A 16,851-nucleotide genomic window follows, 5' to 3' on the forward strand; every position below is an offset into this window, starting at 1 on the left:
GAAGGTTCTCTGCTTCCGAAGCAGAGAACCTTCCCCTTGCTTTCCCCGCCTCCCTTCATATGGTACAATCGGAAAAGCATGTTAACGTGAAGGAAGAGAATAAACTATGACAGATATACCTGTACAAAAAAACGAATTCTACGATGTCACCGTCCAGGATCTGACCCATGACGGTGCCGGAGTAGCGAAAATAGACGGCTTTCCGATTTTTATCCAGAACGCCCTCCCGGATGAGGAAGTAAAGATAAAAGTCATCAAGGTCAAGAAAGGCTATGCATTCGGTCGCTTGGAGGAAATCAAAAAGCCAAGCCCGCACCGTGTGGATGCCCCTTGCCCGATCTACAAGCAATGCGGAGGCTGTCAGCTTCAGCATCTTAGCTATGAGGGTCAGCTTATCTCCAAAAGAAAGCAGGTCCAGGACGTCCTCGAACGCATCGGACACTTAAAGGATATTCCGGTCCACCCCGTACTAGGCATGGACCACAACCCTTGGCGCTACCGTAACAAAGCCCAAGTCCCGATCGGTGAACGCGAAGGCGGCCTGATCGCCGGCTTCTATCAGCAGCGCAGCCATGAAATCATCGACATGAAGGAATGCCTCATCCAGCAAGAAATCAACGATAAGGTCGTGCAAACCATCCGTGAAATCTGTGAAAAGCATGGCGTCCGGGCTTACAATGAAAAAACACACAAAGGAACACTAAGACATGTGATGGCGCGCTATGGCCTTGTCACTGGGGAAGTGATGGTCGTGCTGATCACCCGCACCCCGGACATCCCAAACCGAAAAGCCATCGTAGAAGAAATCGCAGCGGCATTGCCGGAAGTGAAATCCGTTGTGCAAAATGTGAATCCGAAGAAAACCAACGTCATCTTTGGCGACGAAACCCGAGTCCTATGGGGCAACGAGTACATCTACGACTATATCGGAGACATTAAATTCGCCATTTCCGCAAGATCCTTCTACCAGGTCAACCCGGAACAAACAAAGGTCCTGTATGACAAGGCACTCGAATATGCGGGCCTAACGGGCGAAGAAAGTGTTATCGACGCCTACTGTGGCATCGGAACCATCTCCTTGTTCCTTGCCAAAAAAGCCCGAAAAGTCTTCGGAGTAGAAATCGTCCCCGAAGCCATCGAAGACGCCAAGCGCAATGCAGAACTCAACGAAATCAATAACGCAGAATTTGCAGTCGGCGAAGCAGAAGTCGTCATCCCGAAATGGTATAAGGAAGGAAACACAGCCGATGTCCTAGTGGTCGATCCTCCAAGGAAAGGCTGTGATGAAGCATTATTGCAGACGATCATCGAAATGAAGCCGAAGCGAGTTGTCTATGTATCCTGTAACCCGGCAACACTTGCGCGCGATTTGCGAGTGCTTGAGGATGGTGGATATAAGACAGTGGAAGTGCAGCCGGTGGATATGTTTCCGCATACCGTACATTGTGAGGCAGTGGCGAGGATTGAACGAATTTAACCTCCTAATGCTTTGAAAAACATTCCCTACAAACATTTAGAAATACTTGTTTGTGGGGTTTTTTATGTGGAAAATCGTTTGGTGAGGGAAAATGACTTGCTGTATTTTTTGTGGGTTGTAGATGGAGGTGCAATCTCCAAATATGCACACGATGTTATAAATGGAACTTTCCAATTATAAACAGGACCTTTCTGAACTATTTGGAAAGGTCCTCATAATTTTTGATTCACCTTAACAGGAATTATTGTACGTTTTGTCGAATGCCAATAACTAATGAAAAAGTGGGAGCATCGGGAATCGTCCCGAAACTGAAGGTCAGGAGTGAAAGCACATGAACCTGAAACTGATGGATGTTTTTCGCATGGAATATGACTTTTGTTGGGATACAGAGACCTGGTTTGCCCCTTTAGAATCGGCCTTAAATGGGTTGAATTCCATAGATGCTAGCAGGCAACCCCCTGGTGGAGGGAATACAATTTGGCAAACTGTGAAACATCTGAACTATTATAACGCCCTGCTTGTTAGACAAATCAATGACACAACCTCTAGAAAAAATGCGTCCAATAACAAGGCTACATTTGGAGATATCGGGGAACCAGTAGATTCTAAATGGAAGGAAATATTGGCAGAGAATACATTTGGAGATGGCGGTGACCCGGCAGATTCTGAAAAGTGGGAAGCGGTCATGGCGGACACACGCCAGATTTGTGAGGAGTTGCGTAGATCACTGGCACAGGTCAAAGACAGCCAGTTGGATGAGGAGCTTGTCGGGCGTCTGGCTCGTCAAATGTTGCACAACGCATATCATATAGGCCAAATTGTATTGATTCGCAAACAGCAAGGCTCTTGGCCAAAGGTGCGAGAATAATAGTCTATTTCGCTCAAGTGGATCCGAAAGGGTTTTTTCTAAAAGAAGGAGGAACAAATCATGCTATTTATGTTGATCGTCAAAGCCTCAAAGAATTCGGAAGGCAACAACCTCCCGAATCCAGAGCTCATGGAAGCCATGACGAAGTACAATCAGGAATTAGTGAAGGCGGGCGTACGGGTTATGGCGAAAGGTCTTCATCCAAGTTCAAACGGGATTCGCCTTTCGTTTCCGGAACAAGGGGGACAACCAGTGGTTACGGAAGGGCCATTTACAAACACGAACGAATTGATTGCCGGCTTCATACTGATTGATGTGAAATCGAAGGAAGAAGCGGTCGAGTGGGCTATGCGGATGCCTGACCCGCAAGGTTATGGGGAAGGTCAGATCGAGTTGCGTCAAGTATTTGAGTGAGTGGAAACACTGTTAGCTATTAATAATTAATCGAGGAGTTGAGGGTTATGAAACTTCTGCTTACATCTGCAGGCGTGAATAACAAAAGCATACATGACGCGTTGGTTGACATGCTGGACAAACCGATTGCCGAGTCTAGCGCCCTTTGCATACCCACTGCGTTGTACGGACACCCCTGGGTCGGCCCCGGTGTCAATGCCTGGGAGTTCATCAGCGGAAATTCCGAGAATCCCATGGTCGACCTGGGCTGGAAGTCCGTCGGCGTGCTGGAGCTCACAGCGCTGCCAAGCATCGACGAAGAGCGCTGGGTGCCGCTGGTCCGGGAGACGGACGTCCTGCTGGTGGCTGGCGGCGACGCACTCTACCTGTCCCACTGGATGCGGCAGTCCGGATTGGCAGACATCTTGCCGTCGCTGCGTTCAGTCTATGTGGGAATGAGTGCTGGCAGCATGGTGATGGCACCTAACATCGGGGAATTCTTCGTTGGCTGGACTCCACCGGGCGGTGATGATAAAGCACTGAGTCTGGTCGATTTTGCCATGTTTCCGCATCTGGATCACGAGATGCTGCCACATAACACGATGGCTGCTGCTGAGAGATGGGCGGCCGGGATGCAAGGGCCGGCGTATGCGATTGATGATCAAACCGCCATCAAAGTGATCGACGGAGCAGTCGAAGTTGTATCTGAAGGGCAATGGAAACTGTTTACGCCTTGATCTTACACGTCGAAGCAGTAACTGTGCTTGAACACAATTGGCCGGTTCTGTATACTTATTGAAAAATCGGATGAAGAGGGGTGTTTTATATGGATGCAAATAAAAAATGGCTCTCCATTCCTAAAGATATAAGAGATCAGATAACAAAAAATGTTTTTTGTAGGCATTGTACAGATGCCGTTACAATTGAGAGTTTTACGATTGAAGACGATCGATTTGGAATCGTTTTAAAAGGAAAGTGCCAAAAATGCGGACATGATGTGGCAAGAGTTGTTGAATCTTAATTTTTAAGTAATGGATGTTTTAAATGACCCCATTTGAAGTAGTTGTTGTTTTCCTTTAAAGGAATAATTAGAAAGGTAGGTGGCCGATAAGGATAATCACCTGCCTTTTTTTCTTGTGAAAAGCATCGGGAAGAGTCCTCGATTACTTATATAGTAGGCAAACGCACATCTTACTGGGTACAAGTTTATAGACGTATGTCCATTGAATAGGATGATATGGAGAAACTTGAAGGGGAGCATCGAATAGTGAATATAAATTATCATGATTTTCGTCAGGAGCGAAGAATAGGTCGCCCAGGGTTTGGTTTAGGGGGATTTGGTTCAGGCTTTGGTGTCCGTCCGGGTCTAGGATTTGGCCGTCCAGGTTTTGGATTTGGTTTTGGTCTTCCGTTTGTAACAGGATTGGCAGCAGGAGCATTATTGACTCCTAGACCATATCCGTATCCATACTACTATCCACCGTATCCTCCTTACCCATATCAACCGTATCCATATTATTGATTCCAGCACGCAGAGCAATAGCAATTGTTTCTTGGATGATAAAATAATGAAAATAAGGGGACGGTTCTATGCTTCTTGGAAGCAGAGAACCGTCCCCTTGATTCTTTTTCATTTAACCATTACTTTTACTTTTCACGTTAAAGCTTTAGATAATTTTACCAAAGATATTAGACATCCTTATTAAGTTATCATAATTTTTAATTTTATTAGAAAATTACGATTTTATATAATAAAACCAATATCTATGGAAGGAGCGAGAATTAAGTCCGTATTGAAAGGGCATTTATTCTGAACATTGGTTGGTACGAGTTTTCAATAGTTTGAATAATTAGTGATAAAAAGTAATTTTTAATGAATAGTTATTTTAGAATATGAAACTACTAATGTATTAGAATCATATCTTTATCATTCATTGAAGGTTTCATTTTGTTAACTAGATAATCTGGAGGATGAGTATGCGGAAAAAGACAGAGAAAAAGTTATTAAAAAGCTTTACAGCTTTAGCATTAACATCAGGTTTTTTATTGGGCTCAGTTGGACAAGTAAGCAATAACACAATAGCAGCCAGTCCAAGTAAGGTAGAGGATATTCTATCAAATTTAACATCAGCTCAAAGAGCAGCACTAAATCAGCTTTCAACAAATGAAGAGACAGGCCTTCAAATTTCCTCTGATGTTAATTTAGAATCTTCAAGCGAAACAGATATCATTGTTGAGTTTGCAAATAAGCCATCCAAAGTAGCTAGGATTGAAGCTGATGCTGAAGGTAAAAAGTTAACAGAATCGGAAGCAGTAAAATTAGTGGATCAAGACCATGCGACATTTTCAAAGGATGTTGGGGTACTATTAAATGAAAAAAATAGTAAAAAAATGAATTATAAGATCAATCGTTCATATAAACATGCATTTAATGGCGTTTCCATTACTCTACCAGCAAATCAAATCAAGAATCTATTAAAATCCAAAGCTGTAAAAACAGTTTGGAGCAACGAAACATTTACGATTGAGCCGCCTGCTCAAGTGAATGAGAGTGAGCCCAAAAAAGCTGATGAATTTAATATTGCTAACTATACACCATACGATGGATTAGACCATTTACACACTGAAGGATTTACAGGTAAAGGGATAAAAGTCGGTATTCTGGATACAGGGATTGATTATAACCACCCAGACTTAAAGGATGCGTATAAAGGTGGATATGATTTTGTAGATGACGATGCCGATCCGATGGAAACAACGTATGAGGATTGGAAACAATCAGGTAAACCAGAATTCAATCCATCTGCGTACTATACAGAACACGGGACACACGTTGCTGGTATTGTAGCTGGACGTGGGAAAGCTGATAGTGAGTTTAAAATGCTTGGTGCAGCACCGGAAGCAGATGTTTATGCTTATCGAGTACTTGGACCATATGGAAGTGGACAATCAGATGATATCATCGCAGCTATAGATCGTGCCGTAAAGGATGGCATGGATGTCATCAATATGTCCTTAGGTGCAATGATAAATGATCCACTTTACGTAACTTCGATTGCTGTAAATAATGCTGTACTTAGTGGCGTTACAACAGTTGTTTCTGCAGGGAATAGCGGTAACAATATGTATACACTTGGTTCACCTGGAACGGCAGCTTTAGCCTTGACGGTTGGTGCATCATCCATTGCGATTGATATTTATCAATATGCAGGTGTACATAATGGGGCAAATTATTCACTGCGTCAGCTAGCAAGAAATTATGAAGATGATTTAACTGAGTTAAAAGGAAAAACATATCAACTTGTCGATGTAGGACTTGGATATTCCTTTAACTTTACTGGTAAGGATGTAAATGGGAAAGTTGCTTTCATCAAGCGTGGTTCGATTGCTTTAATGGATAAAATCAAAAACGCTAAAGCGAATGGTGCAGTCGGAGTCATTATGTATAATGATGAGATTAACAAAGCAGAAGGAGCCATTCAAGCATTTCTAGGTGAATCGGTAGATGCGATTCCTGCATTTTCAGTTTCAAATGAGGAAGGATTAGCGATTATTGAAGCAATGAAAGCAGGTCAAACAGATTTCACTTTTGGGGATTATACAAAGTTGAAAACGGCAGAAGACGAATTAGCAGCATTTAGTTCAATAGGTCCTTCCCGTATCAATTATGACATTAAACCGGAAGTAACGGGACCTGGGGTTTCCATTCTTTCAACCGTTCCATTTTATATGAATGATAAAAATGTAGACGGTTCGAAACCGGAAGATTATCAGTATGCTTACTCCCGCTTATCTGGAACATCAATGTCTGCACCATATGTAGCAGGGGTATCGGCATTATTACTTCAATCAAATAAAGATCTTCAGCCAGCGGATGTGAAATCAATCTTAATGAACACAGCTGACCCGCTTTCAAAAGATTATAGTGTCTTTGAAGTAGGAAGCGGTAGAGTTGATGCTTATGAAGCAATCCACTCGAATGTTGAAATACAAGTAGTTGATAAAACACCTACGTTCATTAATGGAAAGAAAAAATCGATTAATGAATTGACAGGTGGAATGAGCTTCGGTTCATTTGGCTTTGATAATAAGGATATTACAGATTCTCGAAAAGTTACATTAAAGAATCGTAGTGAAAAAACGAAAACATTTAATGTAGATGTAAAATTCCAATCTGGAATAAGAGGATCTTTAGATGCGGCTCAAAACAATGTAACATTGACAGGTCCTTCGTCAGTGAAATTGAAAGGAATTAGCCAAAAATCAATCAAGTTTAACTTGAATATTCCAAAAACAGCTGAAAAAGGAACTTACGAAGGTTATATTACGTTTACGAATACTGAGGATCCAACTGAAAACTATCAAATACCATTTGGTGGAAGAATAGTAAATGAAGGAATTGAGTCATTTGAAGCTTTACCTCTTTATTCAACTGATACAGCCTGGCCTGCGAATGCTTGGCCATTCCTATCATTTCAATTCTCTTTAAAATCACATATGAAGACATTAGATGTTATATTACAAGATTCTACAACAGGCGAGGACCTTGGATTGGTTGGCTCGTTTACACCAATTACAATAAATGAAGGTATAACTTATTATATTTCTAGAGGATTTACTTCAAGGTACTATCCATTTACTGGTGACTCAAAGAACCCGATCAGCAGTATACCAGAAATCGCAAAAACGGGTCATTATAAGCTGAAAATGGTTGGAACAAATGAACAAGGTAAAACATTCACAAAGACTTCTGATTTTATTTATGATCTAGGAAAGCCAACCATGAATTCTAGTTTTGATTCATTAGACCAAAAAGTAATTGAATATAATGATAGTCAATTTGATTCAAAAGGAGAATTTTTATATGACTTTAACATAAACCTACATGATCCAGAAACAGAAGAAGCGGGTCGTTTAGGTTTACCAGTTAATCAATCAAACAATGCAGTAGTAGCGTTTTATAATAGTCCGTGGCCAAAAAATCCAGTTTTTACTGACGAAAATGGAAACTACACAGATAAAATTTTAGTTAAAAAACAGGCAGCACCTTTACAAGTTCAGTTTTATGGAATGGATTATGCACGCAACTTTAATGGAAATGCTTTTAATATGTTAAGAGTCGTTTTCGTGGATCACAATTTACCATATTATTATTTAAAGGCAAATAAACAAAGCATAGCAACAGGTGATACAGTAAACTTCAGTGTTCGTTCAAATAATGTGAAAAATTTAAAAACTAGTAAAATTACAATACCAGTTGATTCTAACATTGCTTCCATTGAAAATGTGGTTGTAAATGATGAGGTAAAGCAATTTGGTGATGCACAAGTGTCTGTAACAACTGCTCCATCTGGTGGTAATCTGAACTATACAATTACATTCACTTACCTAGGTGAAAAAGTATTACCAGAAGACTTACAGTTATTTAATTTCGACCTTAAAACTTCTAAAAAGTTTTCGGATGGAATTTATGGAGGCTCTCCTTTCAATTGGTATGCGATAAAAGCATCTACGATTGATCAATCAAATGTAGAGACTAATAATGTCTACGCTTATATGGAAAGTATTAAATATAAGCCAACTTATTCAAGAGTAGAAGGTTCAGTACAAGTTGAAGGAGCAAAAGATTCTACAGGAAAACCTATTTATTCACTTGATTTAAGTAAAGTTGGTGCGAAAGTATCCGTTACTTCTTATGATGGAAGAACAACTGTAGATGCGTCTATATTGAATCAAAGTGGTCAGTATATTGCGGATGGACTAAAAGCTGAAGTAAATCCATATACACTTGCTGTTGATGTACCTGGTCATTTCACTATGAAAAAACAACTTGTTTTAGCAGATGAAGTTCGTGGTGAAATAATAGGAAATAGATTAGTTTGGAATTTACCAGTTGCAGCAGCTGGAGATGTGAATAAAGATGATGTCGTTGATGTGTTAGATGCATTGGCTGTGCAGACATACTGGGGAACAAATAAGGCTACAGCAGATTTTAACTTTGATAAAGTAGTTGATAAAAAGGATATGGATTACATTGTTAAAAACTTCGGATTACAAAATCCAACAGTTTCAAATGCACCAAAAGCGAAAAAGTCGTATAAAGGGGCAACATTAGACAGTATATTAATTCAATTAGACATAAAATAGAATATCGTGAATGAAAAGGTACCGGTAGTCCATTTTGATTAGGATACCGGTACCTTTTATACTATAAATCTTAGAACCATAGACGATTAAGGAGGGAATCCGTTGGGGGAATACAAATATATTCAGACTTATACTAGGTATGGCAATGCAGAAAACTTCCAACAGATACTCCGTAACTTTAGGCACTTGTTGCTACAAACGGGTTTGTCACAAGTTGAGATAGACAGTCGGCTTTCAGGTATAACCTGGTCGGTCGATGATTTTCGATCGGATTCTGCAGAATCGATTCCACTAATCCATAACATGTTGTTAGATCTGGGTCACTCTAAACTGAATGTCTGTGCTTCCATCATAATATGGATGGATAAAATAGGTTCATATTATTTAAACGAACCTTGGATAGAGCTGTTAATAATGGTGAAACCCGAAGACCAATCATATACAAAAGATGCTTATCAATTGGAAAAGGTGCTATTCAAAATCATGTCTTTAATCTGTGAAACGTTTCAAGAAACAGGAGTGTATGTAACGAACAAAATGCAAGACGGAGAAGCATTCATAGGTCTTCTAGGAAATGGAGAAGAAAAACTTTGGGCATTTGATTGTGCCATCATCCCGCTTCCTTACTCCCCGTTGTATGGGAATGTCCCACAGGATTTTAGTAGCTATACAGTTCCGCACGGTATAGGTTATGTAAGGAAGTATCAAGAAAGAAGAGAATTTATGTCCCCCAAGAGTGTCTAGAGATATATAAGATTCTCTTATTTTAATATTGTCATTTCTAATTTTATTAGAAGATTTTGATTTCGTATAATGAAATCAATATATGGGGAAGGGGTAGAATTTTGTAGATATTTGGAGGATAGTAGGTTGCGAAAATCTCCTAATGATTCTGTACAATTTTTTCAAAAAATAACAACATTTGTAGGAGGTTTGGAGAAATGAAGAAGAAATACACGAGAAAAAAATTAATAAAAAATGCAACGTCTATCACATTGGGTGTAGGTTTACTATTAAGTAGCTTCCAAGCTCCATATATTGATCAAACGCCTAAAGCAAGAGCAGCGGTTGCAGCTACTACAAAAGCAGAGACGATTTTAGCTAACCTTACACCAGCTCAAAGACAGGCTTTGACACAGCTTTCTACCTATGATCAATCAGGATTATTTTTGAGTCCGGAGGTCAATTTAGACAGTTCCGACAATGTTTCTGTTATCGTCCAGTTCAATCATAAACCACATAAAGTAGCTCTTGTTGAGGCAGCTTTTAATGGAGATAGCTTATCAGAAAGCAAGGCTAAAAGTTTAGTAGAGGCTGAACATGCTACCTTTGATAAGGACTTGAAAGCGTTGCCAAAAGAAAAGGGAGCTTCATATAAAATTAATCGTGAATTTAAAAATGCATTCAATGGGGTCTCATTAACAATACCTGCAAATAAGGTAGAATCCCTTCTTAAATCAAAAGCGGTTAAAGCGGTTTATAGTAATGCAGAAGTTCAAGTAGAGAAACCAGCTAGTATAGAAGCTCCCTCCACAGAAGCAGCCGTTCATGGCATGTCTGCTGAAAATAACTTCTTAAATGTTAATAAATTACATGAAGAAGGGTTTACGGGAAAAGGAATCAAAATTGCTGTCCTTGATACTGGGATTGATTATAATCATCCTGATCTCTCAACTGCCTATAAAGGCTACCGCGCACAGCCTAATGTGGACCCAAAAACGATTGATCCTCATTCAGTAAAAGGTTGGGACTTTGTCGACGATGATGCCGATCCAATGGAAACATCGTATGCGGATTGGGTGAAGGCAGGTAAACCAAATCCAAGCAATAATGGCTCTGACTATTTTACAACCCACGGTACACATGTGTCTGGAACAATTGTCGGACAAGGTGAAAACGAAAGTGATTACTCAACGACAGGTATTGCACCTGATGCAGAGCTTTATGTATACCGCGTCCTTGGGCCTGGTGGTGGAGGTTTGTCTGACGATGTCGTTGCAGGAATCGAGAAAGCAGTAACGGACGGCGTCGACATTATGAACCTATCTTTAGGTGCTAATTACAATGATCCATTAACTGCACAAGCGATCGCGGTCAATAATGCGGTATTAAGTGGGGTAACTGCCGTTGTGGCTGCCGGTAATGCAGGGAATGGCATGTACACACTTGGAAATCCAGGAAATGCATCTTTAGCATTGACAGTCGGTGCAAGTGATGTTCCAAGTGAAATTGCTACAATGAAAGCAACAGTAGATAATCAAACTGCTTATTTACAATTAATGGCAACAGGGTTTACTAGTGATTTAAAGATGTTACTGTCTCCTAGCCAACCACTTCAAGTTGTTAATGTTGGACTAGGAACCTCATGGGCTTATTGGGGGGTGAATGCTCGAATTGATGGGAAAATTGCATTGATTCAAAGAGGTTCAAATACATTTAATGACAAAATATTGCAGGCGAAAAATCGTGGTGCAGTTGCAGTCATTATCTATAATACTAATGCTGCTGAAGGACATTTACCTTTTAATTTAGGGGAAGGTTCAGACTTTATTCCTACTTTCTCTATGACAAATGCTGATGGATTAGCTTTGGTTCAAAATGTCCCTGTTAATTCAACAAAAACAATTTCATTTAGTGACCTTGGAAAAATAGGATTACCAGGCGATAATTTAGCTGACTTTAGTTCTCGTGGACCATCACGTGTAACTTATGATATTAAGCCGGAGATTACAGCTCCTGGTGTAAGTGTTTTATCAACTTTACCAGGATTTGCTCACAACCATGATAATCCATCAGATTACGAATATGCATACCAAAGACAGTCAGGTACATCAATGGCAACGCCAGCGGTTGCTGGTATTTCAGCTTTATTATTGCAAGCTAAACCTGATTTACAACCCGAAGATGTAAAAGCCATTCTAATGAACACAGCTGATTCATTAAGTAAACCTTACAGTGTTTATGAAATTGGCGCAGGCCGTGTTAATCCGTACAACGCCATTCACTCAAATTTTGAAATTAAAGTAGCTGAAAAATTCCCAACAATCAAAAATAATAAAGAAAAATTAGTGAAAGAAAATTCTGGCGCAATCAGCTTTGGAAATAAAGCCTATACCGGAAAAGACACAGCTGATACTCGAACTGTCAATTTATTCAATAAAGGTGAAAGCAAAAAAACTTTTGATGTGAGTGTAAAATTTAATACAAACATACGTGGATCAAAAGATGCGACAGCAAATGGAGTAACACTAAAGACGGATTCCACGATAACAGTAAAAGAAAATTCAAAAAAGAAAACGAAGGTGACACTATCTATTCCTAAAGAAGCTGAAAAAGGCATTTATGAAGGTTATGTCGTTTATACAAACAAAGATAATCCAGAAGAATCATATAGAGTACCATTTGGTGTACACTATGTGGAACAAGGGTTTGATTACTTTAAATTGCATAAACGCTCAGTTCCTGAATCAATTAGACAAAGCAGCCAAAAGTGGCATCGAGGAAATGCCGCTTATGTAAGCTTAAAATCTCATATGAAAATTATTGATGCTGTCATTTCTGATCCAAAAACAGGTAAAGATCTTGGGGTAATTGGTACATTTGATGGAATAACAATGGACGAAGGTGTAGAACATGCATTGTATTTCTTCTACAAAGGATATTACTTCCCGTTTACAAATGATCCGAACAACCCAATTGGACTAAGACCGGATCAAATCGTAATACCAAAAGCTGGTCAATACCAATTTAAACTGATTGGGCAAGATGATGATGGAAAAATTTATACAGTTACACAAGACTTCTTTGTTGATAATACCAACCCTAAATTTGATCTGCATGTGGATGGCGAAGTACCAGGAAAACAAATTGTCGAATTTAAAGATGGACAAGCTACTGTCGGGGTAACAGGTCATATTACAGATGACAACGTAGAAGTAAAACAAGCAGCTGGCATGACTGCTGATCAAACTCAAAATCAAATTTACTATTCTTACAACTCATGGTTACCAAATGGTATGATGACACTTGATAAAGACGGAAATACCTCTGATGAAATCGCGATGCTGCCTAACGGTATTTTAAGTGTTAAATTTGAAGGAATGGACGAAGCTACAAATGGTGGCAGCCAAAAGCAATATTATTTTGTAAATGAACATACTCCATATGTTTCTGTAGAAGCGAAGAATCCAGCAAAATATAATGTTACTTTAGTAAAACCAGGCGATACTTTTACTATGACATTAAATGCAAACAATGTAAGTAAACTAATGAAAGCAAACTATAAGTTTTCAGATGCACCTGCGACAAAAATTACAAATATTGCATTAAATCCTGAAGCACAAAAGCTTGGCGGTATGCTGGATGTAAAACAAACTACTTCAGGGACTACAATCTCATCAGATGTGACTGTAAACTTTAATGGAACTTCAGGAGTAAATGGCGATATACCAATGCTTGACTTAACAATACAAGTTCCAACATCAGTTGAACCAAAACTGAGTTTCACATGGGATAGGGCTGGAGTAAAATCAACATTTACGGATGTCGAAAATGTAACAACCAACCCATTTTCAAACGTATCTCCTATCGGTGTTTTAAATAATCAAACAGAAATTAGAGGATCTATTTTAGGAGAAGCATTTTTAAGTGCAAATGGTCAATTTGATTTTACGAAAGATTACTCTTTGATTTCTCCAACAATCACGGTTGTAGATCATAATGGAAAAGAAGTAAAAACGAATGTAGTAAATAAAAATGGCCAATTTGATATTTTAGGCATTGAACCATCCAAAGAAGATTATACAATTATTCAAGACATTCCTGGTCACTTTACTACCTATAAAAACTTTAATATATATATGAATGAGGTTGAAGGGGGACCATATGGAGTTTTATATACAGTAGGTTCAGATACTTTACCGACTGCAACTGCCGGAGACGTTAACAAAGATGATATAATCGATGTAATGGACGCATTGGCAATCCAAACATATTGGGGAACTAATGAGCGGAGCGCAGATATTAACTTCGACGGTACTGTCGATGAAAAAGACTTTGCGTTTGTTGAGAAGAACTTCCTAACTCAAAATCCATGGATCTCAGCACCACCAAAGCCTAAAAAGCAGTATAAAGGAAAAACTTTAGAAGCAATTAAGAAACAATTAGGATTACAATAATAGGAATCCTGTTCTCGTTTTGGAGAACAGGATTTTTTTCTATAATAATAAATGAATATACATTATCATCATACTAAAGACTAAATTCCAAAAAAAATAGAACACTAATAACGTTGTCAGAAGGAGAAGAATATGAATATTGAAAAAATACGGTATTTAGTTGAAGTTGCAAAAACAGGTTCCTTCTCGATTGCTTCACAAAATCTGTTTGTGAGTCAGTCCGCTATTAGTCAATCTATTGTCAGTATCGAAAAAGAACTAGGTGTAAAATTATTTAAACGATCAAGAGGTAATAGTGCCATTCCTACGGTTGAAGGAGAACAAATAATTACCATTGCGAATGAGGTATTATTAAAATATCAAGCACTAATCGAAAGAGTTCAAATAATTAAGAGTAATGTGACTGGTACCATAAAAATTTCTACTGTGCCAGGATTTATTACACCTCTTATAAGCCCGATTTCAGCAATAAAAAAAGACTATCCTAAAATAAATATCCAAATTTTTCAAAAAACTGGTCAGGAAATTATTGATGATATATTAGAGGACAGAAGTGATATTGGCGTATTACCACTTATTAAACATTTAATTGAAAATAATAATCGGCTCATTTATCAAAATTTATTTGAAGGTAAAATGAAATTATTGGTTAGTAAAAAGTCTCCATTAGCTAAAAACACATTTGTTAAACCACAACAAATCGTAAAAGAAACACTGATTGTTTATAATGGGGAATACATCCAATGGTTTAAAAATAATTTTTATAAAAAATTTGGTGAGATGACTGAACTATTTTCATCCACAAATGTTGATACCTTAAAAAAAGCGGTCGATGAAAATTTAGGAGTTTCATTTGTACCAGATTGTCATGGTTTTACCTACAATTTTAGTGATGATGTTACGTTATTAGATATTGTTGATTACGATGCGGTAAAACTGCAATTTGTTTGGATTATGTCCAGTAAAAAACAGTATTCAAGAATGATAAGAGAGTATATAACAATATTGAAAGAGGAATTTAAATCATAATGAATAAGGGAAGACTAGCTGCTCTGTACTTTCCCATTTGCGGGAGGAAAAAAATCGGTCTTTTTAAATACTATTTCTACTGTTACAGGAAACCCATATATATAGGGTAAAAGCTAACAGGAGTAGATATCATTGGACAAACAAAATAGTAAATTCAGATGGGTTATATTTTCTTCTGTATTGTTTACATATTTAATCATGTCGAGCCAGCGAACCGCCCCTGGTTTAATTACAGACCAATTGATGATCGATTTTAGTGTAACGGCAGCAACGGTGGGATTAGTGACAAGTATCCAATTCTTTGTATACACTGGTTTGCAAATTCCAATGGGTATCTTGGCTGATCGTTATGGGCCTAATTTTCTTCTTATTATAGGTGCCACTCTTACAGGTATAGGTACAATCATTTATAGTTTTGGCACACATGAATTTGTGCTGTTTTTTGCAAGAATCCTTACGGGAATAGGGGATGCGACCATCTGGGTAAATATGGTGTTGATTTTAAGCCTATGGTTCAATAAAAAGGAGTTTACTCGGTTAATTGGTTTTGCAGGAATGACAGGAAGCCTAGGTTTCCTTTTGGCATCTGTTCCTTTCTCCGCGTTGATTGTCTTGCTTGGTTGGAGAGGAGCATTTCTTTCAGCCGGAATACTCTTATGTTTACTAAGTATTTTCCTTTATTTTGTCCTCATTAAAAAATCACAGCAACCACTATTCTTAGCCCCAAAAATACAACGTGAAAGAACCTCGGTTTTACTACGAAGAACACTAACGAATCGGCAGACATGGGCATTATTCTTGTGTCACTTTGGGATTGTCGGGGGGTACATCGGATTTATCGGTTCTTGGGCAGTGCCATATTTGATGGATGTGTATGGAATGACACGCTTAGGTGCAAGTCAGCTTATTATGATTAGTCTAATTGGAGCACTTATTGGGGCACCTCTGATTGGATGGATTTCAAGTTATTTAGAAAATATTAAACGGCCATATATTGTTTTTCATATTATCGTTTTATTGTGTTGGTCCAGCTTTCTATTATTTATTGAGCATCCACCATTTTTCTTACTAATCATCCTTTTCTTTATCATCGGTTTTGGATTTGGTTCGAATTCCTTAACCTTTGCAGCCGTTCGTCAAACTTTTCCGATAACAGAAACGGGCATTGTTACCGGGTTTGCGAATACGGGTGGATTTCTAAGTGCAGTATTGCTGCCAAGCATTATTGGATATATATTGGATCATTTTCAGTCAACCTCAGGTAGTATAGGAGATGGTTACTACTACGGTTTCCTCACTCCAGTAATCTTCTCTATTTTTGGCATAATTGGCGTGATTTTTATGAAGGAAAAGCGTCAGGAGGCAGGACGTAAACCAAACGAAAGAGGAACGGATTTTTCAATATAAAATAACCTTTTATAAATCGAATGTGAATGCACCAGCATCCCATGTGTTACCACGTACACTCTTGACATTGTGAGGCGGTTGTGAAATTAGTATTGCATGAAGAAGCAGGGGGTTAATCAGCTCTCTGTTTTTTTATTTACTTGTCATTTATAGTTTTGTTGCTAGATCGCCTCTTACCCAATCTATTTACTCTTTATTAGACCATCTGTAAGAAAAAAATTTAATATTTTTTTCCATAATTAATCAACTAATATATAGTATAATCTAAATGTAACATACTGGAATAAAAGTAACCGGACAGATATTAACGATACTACAGGGACTCTTAGGATGAATGAATTGCTCGAAAAGGG

At 38.5% G+C, this 16,851-nt stretch carries 12 protein-coding genes; 11 read left to right on the forward strand and 1 reads right to left on the reverse strand.

All coding sequences use genetic code 11. From position 1 onward, the window contains the following. Positions 1-106: 106 nt before the first annotated feature. The 6 genes from rlmD to ymaG all read left to right on the forward strand — a co-directional run bounded on the left by rlmD (position 107) and on the right by ymaG (position 4,260). Positions 107-1,477, forward strand: a complete 1,371-nt coding sequence (gene rlmD, locus ACQCT5_RS00540; RefSeq protein ID WP_499637739.1) for a 23S rRNA (uracil(1939)-C(5))-methyltransferase RlmD — start codon at positions 107-109, stop codon at positions 1,475-1,477. Between the two features lie 331 nt (positions 1,478-1,808). Continuing rightward, on the forward strand, positions 1,809-2,345 hold the full coding sequence (locus ACQCT5_RS00545; RefSeq protein WP_499637742.1) for a DinB family protein: 537 nt from the start codon (positions 1,809-1,811) through the stop codon (positions 2,343-2,345). A gap of 60 nt (positions 2,346-2,405) precedes the next feature. Then, complete coding sequence (locus tag ACQCT5_RS00550; protein ID WP_499637745.1) at positions 2,406-2,759, forward strand: YciI family protein; 354 nt, start codon at positions 2,406-2,408, stop codon at positions 2,757-2,759. Between the two features lie 47 nt (positions 2,760-2,806). Next, on the forward strand, positions 2,807-3,475 hold the full coding sequence (locus ACQCT5_RS00555) for a Type 1 glutamine amidotransferase-like domain-containing protein (RefSeq protein WP_499637748.1): 669 nt from the start codon (positions 2,807-2,809) through the stop codon (positions 3,473-3,475). 89 nt (positions 3,476-3,564) lie between these two features. After that, on the forward strand, positions 3,565-3,759 hold the full coding sequence (locus ACQCT5_RS00560) for a hypothetical protein (RefSeq protein WP_499637751.1): 195 nt from the start codon (positions 3,565-3,567) through the stop codon (positions 3,757-3,759). Positions 3,760-3,975: 216 nt separating this feature from the next. Further along, positions 3,976-4,260 carry an inner spore coat protein YmaG gene (gene ymaG / locus ACQCT5_RS00565; protein WP_499637753.1) on the forward strand — a complete coding sequence of 95 codons (285 nt, stop codon included), beginning with the start codon at positions 3,976-3,978 and terminating at the stop codon, positions 4,258-4,260. Here ymaG and ACQCT5_RS00570 read toward each other — a convergent pair. Then, positions 4,187-4,372 (reverse strand): hypothetical protein, encoded by a 186-nt coding sequence (locus ACQCT5_RS00570; protein ID WP_499639100.1) that lies wholly within the window; start codon positions 4,370-4,372, stop codon positions 4,187-4,189. The two genes, ymaG and ACQCT5_RS00570, sit on opposite strands and share 74 nt — an antisense overlap. 343 nt (positions 4,373-4,715) lie before the next feature. Here ACQCT5_RS00570 and ACQCT5_RS00575 point away from each other — a divergent pair, with 343 nt between their 5' ends. From ACQCT5_RS00575 to ACQCT5_RS00595, 5 genes are all read left to right on the forward strand, one after another. Continuing rightward, positions 4,716-8,885, forward strand: coding sequence for a S8 family serine peptidase (locus ACQCT5_RS00575; protein ID WP_499637756.1), 4,170 nt, complete (start codon positions 4,716-4,718; stop codon positions 8,883-8,885). A gap of 102 nt (positions 8,886-8,987) precedes the next feature. After that, the gene (locus ACQCT5_RS00580) at positions 8,988-9,629 is read left to right on the forward strand and encodes a hypothetical protein (RefSeq protein WP_499637759.1); all 642 of its coding nucleotides are present in this window, start codon (positions 8,988-8,990) and stop codon (positions 9,627-9,629) included. Positions 9,630-9,826: 197 nt separating this feature from the next. Beyond that, the gene (locus ACQCT5_RS00585) at positions 9,827-14,062 is read left to right on the forward strand and encodes a S8 family serine peptidase (protein WP_499637762.1); all 4,236 of its coding nucleotides are present in this window, start codon (positions 9,827-9,829) and stop codon (positions 14,060-14,062) included. 132 nt (positions 14,063-14,194) lie between these two features. Next, positions 14,195-15,091 carry a LysR family transcriptional regulator gene (locus ACQCT5_RS00590; protein ID WP_499637765.1) on the forward strand — a complete coding sequence of 299 codons (897 nt, stop codon included), beginning with the start codon at positions 14,195-14,197 and terminating at the stop codon, positions 15,089-15,091. A gap of 132 nt (positions 15,092-15,223) precedes the next feature. Beyond that, positions 15,224-16,498, forward strand: a complete 1,275-nt coding sequence (locus tag ACQCT5_RS00595) for an MFS transporter (protein ID WP_499637767.1) — start codon at positions 15,224-15,226, stop codon at positions 16,496-16,498. Positions 16,499-16,851 lie beyond the last annotated feature (353 nt).

This window comes from Sutcliffiella halmapala (genome assembly GCF_050107295.1).
Lineage (GTDB): Bacteria > Bacillota > Bacilli > Bacillales > Bacillaceae_I > Sutcliffiella_A > Sutcliffiella_A halmapala_A.